The sequence below is a fragment of the Gammaproteobacteria bacterium genome (assembly GCA_040183005.1).
GTDB lineage: Bacteria > Pseudomonadota > Gammaproteobacteria.
In genome coordinates this window covers 15,146-29,050 of the sequence record JAMPIW010000005.1, presented here as the reverse complement: position 1 = coordinate 29,050, position 13,905 = coordinate 15,146, and the positions used below count along the sequence as shown (strand labels likewise).

The 13,905-nt window shown below is 56.7% G+C and carries 9 protein-coding genes; all 9 read right to left on the bottom strand.

The annotated features are described in order from the left end of the window. Positions 1–32: 32 nt before the first annotated feature. The 9 genes from M3A44_05390 to M3A44_05350 all read right to left on the bottom strand — a co-directional run bounded on the left by M3A44_05390 (position 33) and on the right by M3A44_05350 (position 13,603). Positions 33–1,376 (bottom strand): hypothetical protein, encoded by a 1,344-nt coding sequence (locus M3A44_05390; GenBank protein ID MEQ6341088.1) that lies wholly within the window; start codon positions 1,374–1,376, stop codon positions 33–35. Further along, positions 1,339–3,324, bottom strand: a complete 1,986-nt coding sequence (locus M3A44_05385) for an ATP-dependent DNA helicase (protein ID MEQ6341087.1) — start codon at positions 3,322–3,324, stop codon at positions 1,339–1,341. Before M3A44_05385 ends, M3A44_05390 begins: the two co-directional genes overlap by 38 nt. 80 nt (positions 3,325–3,404) lie before the next feature. Next, the gene (locus M3A44_05380) at positions 3,405–3,914 is read right to left on the bottom strand and encodes a hypothetical protein (protein MEQ6341086.1); all 510 of its coding nucleotides are present in this window, start codon (positions 3,912–3,914) and stop codon (positions 3,405–3,407) included. Between the two features lie 98 nt (positions 3,915–4,012). Further along, positions 4,013–7,108: a CusA/CzcA family heavy metal efflux RND transporter gene (locus tag M3A44_05375; GenBank protein MEQ6341085.1), complete on the bottom strand. Its 3,096-nt coding sequence runs from the start codon at positions 7,106–7,108 to the stop codon at positions 4,013–4,015. Positions 7,109–7,167: 59 nt separating this feature from the next. Beyond that, positions 7,168–8,274 carry an efflux RND transporter periplasmic adaptor subunit gene (locus tag M3A44_05370; GenBank protein ID MEQ6341084.1) on the bottom strand — a complete coding sequence of 369 codons (1,107 nt, stop codon included), beginning with the start codon at positions 8,272–8,274 and terminating at the stop codon, positions 7,168–7,170. Between the two features lie 35 nt (positions 8,275–8,309). After that, positions 8,310–9,578: a TolC family protein gene (locus M3A44_05365; protein MEQ6341083.1), complete on the bottom strand. Its 1,269-nt coding sequence runs from the start codon at positions 9,576–9,578 to the stop codon at positions 8,310–8,312. 179 nt (positions 9,579–9,757) lie between these two features. After that, entirely contained in the window at positions 9,758–11,242 is a 1,485-nt protein-coding gene (gene glgA / locus M3A44_05360; protein ID MEQ6341082.1) for a glycogen synthase GlgA, read from the bottom strand. 118 nt (positions 11,243–11,360) lie between these two features. After that, positions 11,361–12,680, bottom strand: coding sequence for a TRZ/ATZ family hydrolase (locus M3A44_05355; protein ID MEQ6341081.1), 1,320 nt, complete (start codon positions 12,678–12,680; stop codon positions 11,361–11,363). Between the two features lie 239 nt (positions 12,681–12,919). After that, positions 12,920–13,603 (bottom strand): CHAP domain-containing protein, encoded by a 684-nt coding sequence (locus M3A44_05350; protein MEQ6341080.1) that lies wholly within the window; start codon positions 13,601–13,603, stop codon positions 12,920–12,922. Positions 13,604–13,905 lie beyond the last annotated feature (302 nt).

Here is a 13,905-nt window from a genome sequence, read left to right as displayed (position 1 = left end):
CTTTCTTGATTGATGGATACGGGTTGAATCCGTCACAACGGATAATAAACTGGCGAAAAGCCTCCGCCCGGCGTGCGGAAGTTGGTGGTTTGCCCCTGATACATCCGCGCGGCCAGCAGTTGTACCTTTCCGTCATAGACATAATTGCGCAGATCCAGTTTCAGTGCCAGTGGTGCATCCGCATCCTGGATATTTCGCTCGCTCGGCGGGACCAACTCCTGTGCGATATATTGCCCCGCCAGAATATCGTCCCACACCCGCCGGGTCAGTTTATCGCCGCGGTAGGCGGCCTTGCCACCAAAACCTGTCGCGGGCTTGAAGAATAGTCCGCGACGCGCTTTCCACAGGTCATCCGCCTGTGCGGGGTCAACCACAAACGTATGGGGAATACCGTTTTCCAACACTGCCATGATGTGATCTGCAACACCCCACGAACGAAGTAGCGCCTGATCACTCAACACCGCAAGGTTACGTTTGTCGGCATACAGTGCATAGCTACGCGGGCTGGGTGTGACCACAACGCTACCATCAAGGTAGCTCTCCCGCAATGCCGCGTGCTCCGGTCTATCCAACATAAAATCGGTAAGCCGGTTGTATACCAGATCAACCGGCAAGGTTTTATAGTGCAATCTACCGCCATGAAAAACCAAGTCTTTGGCATCGGCAATCACAGCCTCCGCGCCAAACCGTTTGAAGAGCTGTTGAAACAGCAAGAACTCAGGATAGAGATATTGCCCTTGCGGTTCGTCATCCACAATCGCGATGGTGTGCGACGCATGAGGCGCGATGCCGGGAGTAGCCAATGGCTGTTCACCACGTTGACGCCGCCACTCCGCCACGAACATGGCAAAGAATTTTTCTTCCAGCAGGGCTAAATCAACCGGCCCCACGAAGAGGCTTTCCACGTCCTCGCAACAGGCTCGCTGCGCACGCGCGAGCACAGTATTCAACAGAGCGCCACCAGCATTGGTGTTGATTTCGATAAGTTGCGGTCCGCGCATACCCAGATGGAAATCATAACTCAAAAATACGCCCAAAGGTCCGGGATCAAACTGGGCAATCTCAGGCGCCCATTGCATCACTCTGTCACGATAGGCGGGCATGGCAACGACAGATTCGACGGCATGGATGATCCGTACCATGCCGTCGACGTGCTGACGTGATACAAAAACAGGCAAGGCAGAAAACAGATGGGGGTGGCTATCTAGAATGGAACGGTACAAGCCACGAAGTTCGAAGCCTTTCTCCAGCTCACGGCGCAATGCGTCCTGATCCAGGCTGATGCAATAACAGGCACGGTTGAGCGCCTCGATAAGGGGCTCATTATCTTCGTGCTGCTTACATGGATTTTCTGTCTCCATCTTGCTGAGTTTCACTTTCGACCTCTATTGTAGGCATGGGGGCTGCGCTCTGTGTTTCCAACTCAAAAAAGCGTTGCACATTTTCCAGTTTGCGTGTGCGTATCATCGGCGGCAGACTATTGATAAAAGTACGCCCATACGGTTTGGAAAACAGCCGTGGGTCGCACAGCATCATCACCCCTCGATCATTAACATCGCGAATCAGCCGTCCTACCCCCTGTTTGAGGGTGATCACCGCGTGCGGCAACTGGTAATCCATAAAGGGATTGCCGCCTTGTGCGCGCAAGGCATCAAGCCTGGCTTGCAAGACGGGATCGCCCGGCGAGGCGAAAGGCAGTTTGTCGATGATGACACAGGATAGCGCCGGGCCGCGCACGTCGACACCCTCCCAGAAGCTGCTGGTGCCGAGCAGGATGGCGTTGCCCATGGCGCGAAAACGTTCCACCAGCTCGCCGCGTGGGGCACTGCCTTGCACGAGCAGTGGATAGGCTACTCTGCCCTGTAGCCGTTCATGCGCCTCTTGCAGGGCGCGGTGGCTGGTGAACAGCAGAAAGGCGCGTCCACGGCTGGCCTCAAGCACCGGCAGAGCGGCCTCCACCAGCGCCTCGATGTAGTTTGGGCTATTGGGATCAGGCATGGACAGGGGTGCATAGAATACGGCATTGCGTGAGAAATCGAAGGGGCTGTCCCAGCACTTTGTCACGGCGTCGTGCAGGCCCAGGCGTGAGGCAAAGTGTTCGAAGCTACCACCCACCGCCAGCGTGGCGGAAGTAAAGATCCAGGCGCATTTGCTCGCATCCGTGCGAGCGCGAAAGATTTCGGCGATATCGAGCGGCGTGCTGTTGAGGGTGAAGCTTTTAGTGTAGGTTTCAAACCATATGACGTGGTTTGCCGGACCCGCGCCTGTCAGGCTATCCAGTCGCACCAACAACTCGCCTGTGCGGCGCTGACAACTCTCCAGCCCTTTGCCGCGCACCGCCGCCGGTTCCAGCCGTTTTTGCAGCAATGTTAGCGCATCGCGTAATTGTTGCATGGCTGTGGTTACTTCGGGGAGAGCCGCCACCTCGCGCCACGCGGTACGGCGCGTATCGCGCCCCAGTGCCAGACGCAAATCCAGCGCGGCCTTTTTCAGTGTGTCCGCTGCTTCAGGCAGCTCGCTCATGTCGCCCGCTTCGCGCATATGCTCCGTGATGGTATCGTCCGCCAGCTCCAACATCTGACGGCTACTCAATGAGGTACCGAAGAAATTTGATGCCACCTCGGGGAGCTGGTGCGCTTCATCAATAATAAATGCGTTCGCGCCCGGCAACAGCTCGCCGAAGCCTTCATCCTTGAGCGCCATGTCGGCAAACAGCAGATGATGATTAATCACCACCAGATCCGCCTCCTGTGCCGCACGCCGCGCCTTCATGATATGGCAATCTGAATACACGGGACATTCCTGGCCCAGGCAGTTATCCGCTGTGGAGGTGACCTGAAACCACAGCGGCGAGTCCTCGGGGACATCCACTACCTCGGCGACATCACCGCTGCGGGTACGTCCTGCCCATTCTTTGATCCGTTGCATCATCGCGCGGTTCTCGCGCGTATGGCCGCGCCCGTCCAGATCAGCAAGCTCCAGGCGATGCAAACACAAATAGTTGGCGCGGCCTTTGAGCAGCGCGGCGCGCAACGGCACACCCAAGGCGTTGCGCACTACGGGCAAGTCACGGTGAAAGAGTTGATCCTGAAGATTTTTGGTGCCAGTGGAAATGATGACCTTTTTGCCGGACAGGATCGCGGGTACCAGATAGGCGTAGGTCTTACCCGTGCCGGTACCTGCCTCGCTGATCAACAGGCCGTAATCGTTGAACGCCTGCGCGACGGCCTCCGCCATCTCTTGCTGCGCGGCACGAGGCGCGAAACCTGAAATACGCTTTGCTAGCGGGCCATCAGGACCCAGGAGTTCAGCGGGGGATTGCATTGAGAATCTCCTGATTTATGTGTGGCGCAAGGACCGATGGCCTCAAAAAACAGGGATGAAATAATTCAGGTGGCTTTATTTTAGCGTACCGCTTGATTATCCCAGGCATCACCTTCTTCAGCGCCGGTTTCACGCGTCCACACCAACTGGCTGATGATCTTGAATTTAGCTACAGACATTGCGCCACGCTTGTTGCGTTTGCTTGCATCGGAATCGGCAATGGCTTGCAGGATATCTTCGCGCTCCGCCTCATAGATTTCATAAGGCTCGAAATCCTCGTCCATCAGCACCAGCATGACGCTGTCCCACTCCTGGTCGGTTTTCATTTGCCCGATGCGCTGGCCCGCCTTGCCTTCGTCAAAAATGGCGCGGCCTTTGATCTGGATGCGCTTGCCTGCACGCCTGCCGCGCCCGATGGCGTCATACCCCCCCGGCTTGGGATCGCACAAATCCAGCTCCAGCAGACGCGCAGCATCATGCTCGGCGATTTCGCCGCTCACACCGCCCAATGGCCTGCCGGTCACCTTGCGGTATTCGGCCGACAGGCGGCGCGCCTCTGCGATGAGTTTGTCTACCGAATACACGGTCATCGGTTCATACCTTGATTGCTGCGGCTAACATTTAAAATATACCACAATCCTAAAAACGGCAGTTGGACGGGGTGGAGTGTGCGGTTTTCAGGATAATCTCAAGGCTGTTTTTCATCACTAAAATAGGGAAACAATATAGGCAGGAGCAGCAGCGTTAAAAGCGTGGCAGAAACCAATCCGCCCACTATAACCACGGCAAAGGGACGCTGGGTCTCAGAACCTATGCCGTGAGATAGCGCAGCGGGCAGTAGGCCGATGCCCGCCATCAGCGCCGTCATCAACACCGGACGCAGACGGCGCACGGCGCCTTCCACGGTGGCAGTCATCATGTCTTTTCCTTCCCGGACAAGCTCTTTGATCTGTTCCACCATGATCACACCGTTTTGCACAGAAATCCCCGCCAGGGCGATAAAGCCGACCGCAGCGGATACCGACAGATGCAGCCCGCTAATGCCCAACCCTGCAAGTCCGCCAATCAGGGAAAAGGGCACCATGAGCAACACCAGCAGTGCATTTTTTACCGATTGGAAGGCCCAGAACAGTAGAATAAAAATAAGCAGAATGCTGACTGGAACAATGATTTCCAAACGTTTCGTGGCGCGCTGCTGGTTCTCGAACTGCCCGCCCCACGTCATCTCGTAACCTGGAGGCAGTTTGACTTCCTTGCGTACCTTTTCCATGGCCTCGGCCACGAAACCACCCTGATCGCGCTCGAGCAGGTTAACCTTTACAGCGACGTTGCGGCCGCCGTCCTCGCGGCTGATGCGGGCGGCGCCTTCGCGTATGCTGATATCGGCAAGCGTGGAGAGCGGCAATTGAATATTACTGCCGGGCACGCTCACCATCAGGCTGCTGATGGCTTCCACGTTGTCGCGGTAGGGCTTGTCCAGACGCAGGGTAACGTCGAAGCGCCGCTCGCCATCATAAAAACTATTGGCTGCGTTTCCAGCCAACGCGGTCTGGATCGCGCTGGCTGCATCACTGATGTTGAGTCCATATCGGGCCAGTTGCTCACGGTCGATCTCAATATTAAGCTGGCTTAACCCTCCCACTTTAATGGCCGCGACGTCTGTCGCACCACGAATGGTACTCACCACGCGCGCGGTTTCCTCGGACTTTTCTTCGAGTATTTCCAGGTCGGGGCCAAAAATCTTGATGGCGATTTCTCCCTTAACGCCACTCATCGCCTCCTCCACGCTATCCTGAATCACCTGAGAGAAGTTGGTGTGGATACCGGGGATAGTCTCCATACGCTTGGCCATGTCCTCGATGAGATCTTCCTTGCTGTGAAAACGCCAGTTATCACGCGGCGTTAGATTAGCCATGATTTCCATATTGTTGGGACCCTTGGGGTCAGTGCCGTCATCTGGACGACCCACATGGCTGATGATGCTGTCCACCTCTTTATAACTGCGAAGAATGTCGCGGATCTGTCCTTCCACGGTCTTGGTTTTATCCAATGCCGTGGAGGGCGGCAGTGTAATGGTTAGCCATATATTCCCCTCGTCGAGCTTGGGCAAAAATTCGCTGCCTAGGCGCGGCGCGAGAGTCAGACTTACCGCAAGAACACCCACGGCGAGGCCCACTACGATCTTGCGATACTGAAACGCACGAATGAGCAGGCGTTGATAATATCCCTGCAATGCGTGCATCCAGGCGCTATGGCGTTCCGCCATGCTATCGTTCTTGAGGGTATAGCTGAGCAGTACGGGAATCAGCGTCAGCGTCAGAAGAATCGCGCCGAGCAAAGCAAAACTCAGGGTGAAGGCCATGGGCGAGAAGATCTTTCCCTCGACGCGCTCGAAAGTGAAAATGGGAAGGAAGGCGCAGATGATGATGGCCTTGGCAAAAAGAACGGGTTTTCCCACCTGAAGGGTAGTGCTCTTCAAGGCATTCCAGCGCCAGGAGACCGTGCCATGACTGGGGTGCTCAGCCTGGTCCGCCTGAGCCAGCGCCAGGCGCACCATCAGGGCCTCCACCAGCACCACGGCGCTGTCCACAATAATGCCGAAGTCCACCGCTCCCAATGAAATCAGGTTGGCCGAAACACCTTTTATGTCCATACCGATAAAAGCGAACAGCAACGACAAGGGAATCACGCTTGCGACAATCAGCGCCGCCTTCCAGTTGCGCAAAAAAACAACCAGGATAACTACCACCAGCAGCGCACCGACGAGCAGATTTTCCGTGACCGTATGCACGGTATGCGCAATCAGCTGGGTGCGGTCATAGATGGTGTGAAGCTTCACCCCAGGCGGTAATTTGTGCGCGTTAAGCTGGCTTATTTCGTCTTTCAAGTCGGAAATGACCAGCGCCGGATTGCGGCCCTTGACCATCTGTACGATGCCTTCCACAACATCATTCTGCTGGTTGTAGGCGACATAACCTGCGCGCGTGCGCGGGCCGATTTCGACATCGGCCACGTCATCGATAAATACTGGCGAACCATTGATACTCGTAATCACCACACGGCGGATGCTATCCAAGCTGGTAAAAAGACCGACTCCGCGCACCACCAGAGCCTCATCACCACGGCGAATCATGCCGCCGCCGGTATTCATGCTGTTATTCGCGAGCGCCTGAGACAATTGGTCGAGGGTGAGGTTGTACTTGCGCAACTTGTAGGGATCGACGCGCACCTGATATTCCTTGATGGCGCCGCCGAAGCTCACCACATCGGCCACGCCCTGCACGCTGCGCAAAGCGGGCCGGATGATCCAATCCTGAATCGCCCGCACCTCGATCATCGGCATGTCCTTGGGTGTTTCGAGGACATAGCGATAAATCTCGCCAACGGCGGTGGTTAGCGGGGCAAGTCCGGGTTGAATCCCGGCAGGCAGGCTGACGTTGGCGAGTTTTTCCAGCACCTGCTGGCGGGCAAAGTAATCATCAGTCTTGTCAGCAAATGTCAGCGTGACAACCGACAGTCCGGTGATGGAAACGGAGCGCACCTGGGTAAGGCCGGGAATGCCATTCATCTCGCGCTCGATAGGCAGGGAGACGCTACGCTCCACCTCAGGCGGCGCCTGCCCCAGCATTTGCGTGACTATCGACACCTGCACGTCCTGCACATCCGGAAAGGCCTGGATGGGCAACCTTTGCACCGCCAGAATGCCCGCAATCAATATCACCACGGCTGCGCCGAGAACAAAAATCCTTTGCTTTAACGCAAAGGTAATCAGTTTATCGAGCATAGAGATCTAACCTGGGTATTGCATCAGTAGTTGAACCGGCAATGAAATTGCTTGGCTTATTACCTTTGCAGGTCGGAATTCAAAAGAACGGCGCCACTCGTGACGACCCGGTCACCGGCACGCAGCCCGTTTTCCACAACGCTGAAGTCGCGAGTTTGCAAACCAAGCTGCACGGCTCGTTTATGCAGCTCGCCGGGGGCCGTTTCCACAAACACAAAGGTACGCCTCCCTTCCGTCACCAAGGCGCTGTTAGGTATCACCAACACTGGCTGACTCCTGTCCTCAAGGGGCATCACACGTGCAAACATCTCCGGCTTCAGACGGCGCTCGGGGTTATCCAGAATCACCCGCGCCCGGACGCGGCGCGTAGCGGGATCAAGCACGTCGGCAATGTTTGCCACTCGCGCCATGAAAGTCTGCCCAGGATAGGCGTCAACGCTCACTGCCACCGATTGCCCGGTGCGCAGCTTGCCCAGATCACGTTCGGTCAATTCAACTATCACCCAGAGATGGGTGGGATCGCTGATCACAAACAGCGGGTCGGACAGGTCCGGGCGGATCTCCATGCCAGGATTAACGCGACGTTCTGTGACAACCCCATTGATGGGTGCGTGCAAAATATAAGTCTCCCCTGGAGATTTTCCGCCCTGGGGCAACAGGTTGTGCAGGCGCATCTTGGCACGGCGCGCCTCCGCCTCGGCCTTGCTCAGATCGGCCTCGGCCTGCTCCAGATTTTTACGCGCGATAGCCTGCCCCTCGAAGAGCGTCCGTGCGCGCTCGTAGGCGGCGCGGTACTGTGCCAAGTCGGCATCGGCCTTGGCGACATCGGCAAGGGCCACTCCCAGCTCCGGCGCATCCAGATCCAGCAACGCCTGTCCCTTGCGCACAGTGTCCCCAGGCTCGGCGCTGATGCGGGTGACGCGCCCGACGACGGGCGAGCTAACGCGGCTTGTGTGATCTTCATCATAAGCAATACGGCCGGGCAACGGTTCACTCAGAGGACGAAGGCGGGGGTTAATCACGGCGATATTTAGAGCGGAAAGCTGTGGGGCATTGGGCTTATAGCGCAGCACGCCTGCGTCCTGTGGTTCCTCCGCCGCCGGGGCGGCATGGACGCAAAAAAACAACAATACCGGCAATAGTAGAAAACGTCTGGAATACTTCATGTGCTGGTTCTCTGCTATAAGTATTATTGATCGAACTACGGGGACGGCGGCACCTGTTCTACACCCAGCACCTTGACGAGATCAGCATAGGCAACCGCCCGATTATAAAGCGCGTTTTGATATTCGAGTACATTGTTTTTGTAGCTGCGTTGCGCCTCGATAAAATCCAGGATACCCGTCGCGCCCTTGCTGTAGGCGAGTTCTGCGGCCTGGCGAACCGCTTTGACCCGGCCTATGACATCTTCCTCGAAGCGGCGTGCCTGGGCATCGGCGGTACGCCAGGCGACAGTCGCCCCCACAACCTCCGCGCGAACATTCTGCTCAAGTTGCTGGACTTGCAGATTGAAGTTGTTGAGATTAACTTCCGACAGGGCTATCTCGCCTTGGTTCCGGTAAAAAACCGGAAGAGGAACGCTGATCCCCAGACCAATGGCATTGTCGGCATTGGGATAACAAAAAGGACACGCCTCATCCTGCACCGCAACAGTGACATCCGGAATGCGCCTGGCGCGGGCCAGTGCAAGGGCTTTTTCTGCCTGATTTACTCGCAACCGTGCAGCCTGCAGATCCGCCCGTTGCATCAGGGCTTGGTCAATAAAAGCTTCGGGGGGCTGTTTCGCATCAACCTCGCTGCGCTTGAGCGAGACATCCTGGGCGGCAAAATTCATCGCGTCACCGGGCCAGGCAAGTAATACCGCCAGACCGGTTCGCGCGCCAGTGAGACTGCGCAATGCCTGATCCAGATCCCCCTGCGCCTTGAAACGCTCCACCTCCACGCGCAAAAAATCCGATTCGGCAATATCCCCACTCTCCAGCCTCAAGCTGTTGGTGCGCACTATATCGTCATAACGCGCCAGGGTTTCCCGGGTCAAATCAACCACCTTCTGGCTCAACAGCAAATTGTAGTAGGCATGCCGCACCTCATTACTGAGCACGCGTATGGCATCACGCAAGTCGCTCTCTGAGGCCTGCAGGGCAAACCCGCTGCCTTCCTTGCGCAGCCCGCGCTTGCCTGCCGTTTCAATGAGCTGTTCCAGCCTCGCGATAGTGTCATACTGCGTCCCAGCGAAACCATTGCGCCTTCCTATCGCAGCAGCGCCGGGAGACTGGCTGTACATCGAAAGCACAGGATTGGGGATGGCGGCGGCGATGATCCGTTGAGCCCGCGCCGCATCCACATTGTAACGCGCCGCGATCAGATCAAGATTGCGCTGATAAAAAAGGGCGATGGCCTGATCTTCGGTGAGAGGCACATCCCCGGCAAATGCGGTGATTGGCACAAAGGACGGGATGAGGATGCCCATGAACAACACCAGCAAAGCGATACATCCAAACCTAGGCATTGACGATGGAATCCAAAGAATATTTTTTGTTAGAGTTGATTACCATAGACATAAGGTACCAGAAAAGGTTCAAGTCCAACGGAACCCCGTCAGTTACTGGATACGTCCGCAACGGATCGTGAAGTTACCATAAAAAAATTTCAGGCGCTCAGGCGCAAGGCAATCGCCTGCTCATAAAGCTCCAAATAATACTTGGCACTGCGCCGCCAGCTGAAATCCTGTAGCATGCCGGTGCGTATGATCTGCTGCCAGATTGAGGGTTGCCGGTATAGTGTCAGTGTATGCTGGATAGCCTCCAGCAGTGCCGGGGCGGTGGCCTTGTCAAATACAACGCCGGTGGCGCTGCCGCTGGCCAGATTGTCCGACGTGGCATCCACCACCGTATCGGACAGACCGCCAGTGCGGCGCACGATGGGGACGGTGCCATAGCGCAGACTGTAAATCTGGTTTAGGCCGCAGGGCTCAAAGCGTGACGGCATGACAAACATATCGGCGCCGCTCTCAATGAGATGCGCCAATCCTTCGTTAAAGCCGATCTGCACTGCAAGCTGCTGCGGATGATGCACCATCAGCTCTGTAAACGCGGCTTCAAAGCGCTTTTCACCGCCGCCCAGCATCACCACCTGCACCGGCTGCTGCAACACTTCGGGCAGGCTGGCAAGCACCAGGTCGACGCCTTTCTGTTCAACAAGGCGTCCGATCAATCCAATCACGGGTATCTCCGGCACTACCGGCAAACCTACGCGCGCCTGTAGCGCGGCTTTGTTTGCGGCCTTGCCGGACAAATTGCGCGCGCTGTAGGGTTGCGCAATTAAAGTGTCGCGCTGCGGATCCCACTCGTGGTAATCCACTCCGTTCAGGATACCTACCAACCGATCCGCCCGGTGGCTGAGCAGGCCTTCCAGACCGCAGCCGTATTCGGGGGTGAGAATCTCACGCGCGTAGTTCGGGCTGACTGTGCTCAACATGTCCGCGTACACCAGGCCACCTTTGATAAAGGATAGCCCACCATAAAATTCCAGGCCCTCAGGCGACCAAAGCTCAGGTGGCAAATTTAGATCTTTAAATGTATTTTCCACCTTTAAAGGTGCAAGTGGAAAAAGCCCCTGATACGCCAGGTTGTGGATAGTAAACACCGTAGCCGGACGCGTTGCATCCTGAGCCAGCAATGCGGGGATCAAGCCGCATTGCCAGTCGTTGCAATGCACCACGTCAGGCTGCCAATCCAATCCGGCCTGATTTCGCGCCACCGCAGCCACGGCTCTGGCAAACAACGCAAAGCGCTGGGCATTGTCCGGCCAATCCTTGCCGTCCGGCCCAAGATAAGGGTTGCCGGGGCGATCAAACCAGGCGGGGGCATCCACCAGCCACACCTTCAGCGTACTGCCCGGCAACTTGCCTTCCAGGATGCGCACCGGCTCCGCAAAGCCGGCAAGAACAGGGTTAACCAGGGTAAGTTTACCTGCGCGCGCCAGCACATCACGGTAGGCGGGGATAATCAGACGCACGTCTTGGCGCAGAGATTTCAGCGCAACAGGCAGGCTGCCCGCGACGTCCGCCAATCCCCCGGTCTTCATCAATGGATGGGCCTCACTGGCGGCGAATAAAATTTTATGGGTTTGCATTTTTTTCTGGCTTCGAGTTTTGGCTTCCGGGTAAACATAGGGTGCGCTGTACCCATGAAGGGCGCAATGTGCGCACCGTTCATTTTCATGTGGTGCGTGGGACACACCCTACATTGAGTCAATCGTATTTTTTAATCTTCTCCCGCCACTGCCGCGCCTTGGCCAAAATGGCATGCTCGTCGAGGGTGGTCAGGACGCGGTCCTTGAGCAGGTGTCTGCCCGCCACCCACACATCGGTAACCTTGTCGCGGCCTGTGGCATATACCAGTTGTGAAATGGGGTGATAAACAGGCTGTGTCTCTATGCCGCCCAGATGCACCGCGGTAATGTCGGCAGCCTTGCCGGGCAGCAACGAGCCAGTTTCCTCGTCCAGCCCCAATGCCTTGGCGCCGTTCAGAGTTGCCATGCGTAACGCCGTGGCGGCGCTTACTGCGCTGGCATCGCCCGCCACAGCCTTGGCGAGCAGCGCGGCGGTGCGCATTTCGCCAAACATGTCCAGATCGTTATTGCTCGCTGCGCCGTCGGTACCGATAGCAACGTGCACCCCTGCCTTGATCAGTTTTTGCACCGGGCAAAACCCGCTAGCCAGCTTCAGGTTGGACTCGGGGCAATGAACAACATATCCCCCCGTTTCCGCATAGCGGCTGATTTCTTCATTGGTCAGCTGCGTCATGTGCACACCGATCAAATGCGGCGACAGCAGGCCAAGACGATCCAGCCGTTGCAACGGACGCTCATTGTAATGCGTAAGGCTTTGCCCGATTTCGTCCGCCGTCTCATGGATGTGCATATGCACCGGAATATCCAGCTCATCGGCATAGATGCGAATTTTATCAAGCGGATCATTCGACACCGTATAAGGTGCGTGCGGCGCAAAGGCGGTGCGGATCAGCGGATGATCTCGGTAACGATCATGTACCTCCAGTCCCTTGCGCAAATAGTCCCCGGCATCGCTGGCCCACACCGTGGGAAAGTCGATCACGATCAACCCGACGCATGCACGCATGTGGCAATCATCCGCCACGCGTGCGGTTTCATCGGGGAAGAAGTACATATCATTGAAGCAGGTGGTGCCGCCACGCAGCATTTCCGCAATGGCAAGTTGCGTCCCGTCCTGCACGAACTCAGGACTCACCCACGCCCCCTCGGCTGGCCAGATGTGATTATTCAGCCACTCCATCAGAGGCAGATCGTCGGCCAGGCCGCGGAACAACGACATTGCGGCATGCGTGTGGGCGTTGATCAGACCGGGAATGAGGGCGTGCTCGCTCAGATGCAGTGTCGAATGTGACTGGTATTTCGCGCTTGCCTCTGTGGTGGGCAGGATCTCCAGAATGCGTCCGTCTTGAATCGCCAAACTATGCTGTTCATACACCGTATGCTCAGGCTCAACAGGGATGATCCAGCGGGCATGGATGAGCGTGTCTATATTTTGCATGGCGATTCCAATGTTAATTTACGCACGGGCATCAGTATACCGGCAACAGGCTATAGCACCAGCAATGACAGCCCGAAAAATCTGCCACAGATGCGCGGCATAATCGATTGACGTAGCGTTCGCCGTGAACTGCTTGCGTATATCCGAGATGCCGGTTTTTGGCGTGGGAGGGCTGACGGGCACAATCCCGTTGCTCAGCCCGATCATAATTGTTGGTGTTCCGAAATAGAATGATAACCTCAAGAATGGGCCGCGACGCGTTTCCAGCCGAGCAGATAGGGGTCCAGTAGCCAATATTTACCATCCTTGTGCACCCACGTTATTTCCCGCGCGTAATTGGCTGGCCACGGCTTGTTGAGGAAGTTCTGTTCCGCCACCCGGATGATGCCCGCGGCCTCATCCACCTCTGTTATCACCGCGACATGGCCGGTGTTGAGAAATTCCTTCGCGTAGATCAACAGATCACCTCGCTGCGGCGCGTCCGCCGAGCCATTGAGATAGGTCTGAAGCGGGATCTGCGTACCGTCCGCGACACGCGTAACGGCAGTGATCTTGCCCCATAGGTCGGAAGCGGTGTCGACATCGCCGTATACCACCCCCTTGTTGTTCAGCAGCCAGCGCCGCGCGAACTCCACGCACTGCCATTTGATTCCAGTAAAAGTGCCGTGTTCCTGGTTCGGGGCAAACACGAAACACTTTGCGCTGCAATTGGAATAGGCCGACACATGGTCCGGCGACACCCCCAACAACGCACCGAAAGGCGTCACACAATCACTCCGGCAGCTCAGCGGCAGCACCGCCCCGGGTTCTACTGGCGGCACCCCGGCAACAGGCGCACCACCCGGGCTGGCACAGGCGGCGAGCAAGACCGGAAAAATAATAGCAGCAATGAAGCTCAACAGGGATCTGTGGGTTAAAGTCATGTCCGGCTCCTTGTCGCACAGCTTTGTTACATATATCCAATGGTGGCAGCGTAAGAAAGGCAGTGTAGCGCGCGCTACGTGCGGGATCAAACGGTGGGAGGTGTTTATTAGATTGTAGATTGCTCGCGTCCCGGTCTTGCATCGCATAAATTGCATCAGCCATGCTGTACTTGGATAAGGCTGCGCCTTGACGCCCCACCAGCGCGAGGCGCAATGTGAATTCGTAAGGGCAGCATTTCACTCCGGACAAGGACAGCAACCATAAGTGGCTCACTTCCTCGTATATCCTCACCTGGCGGTGA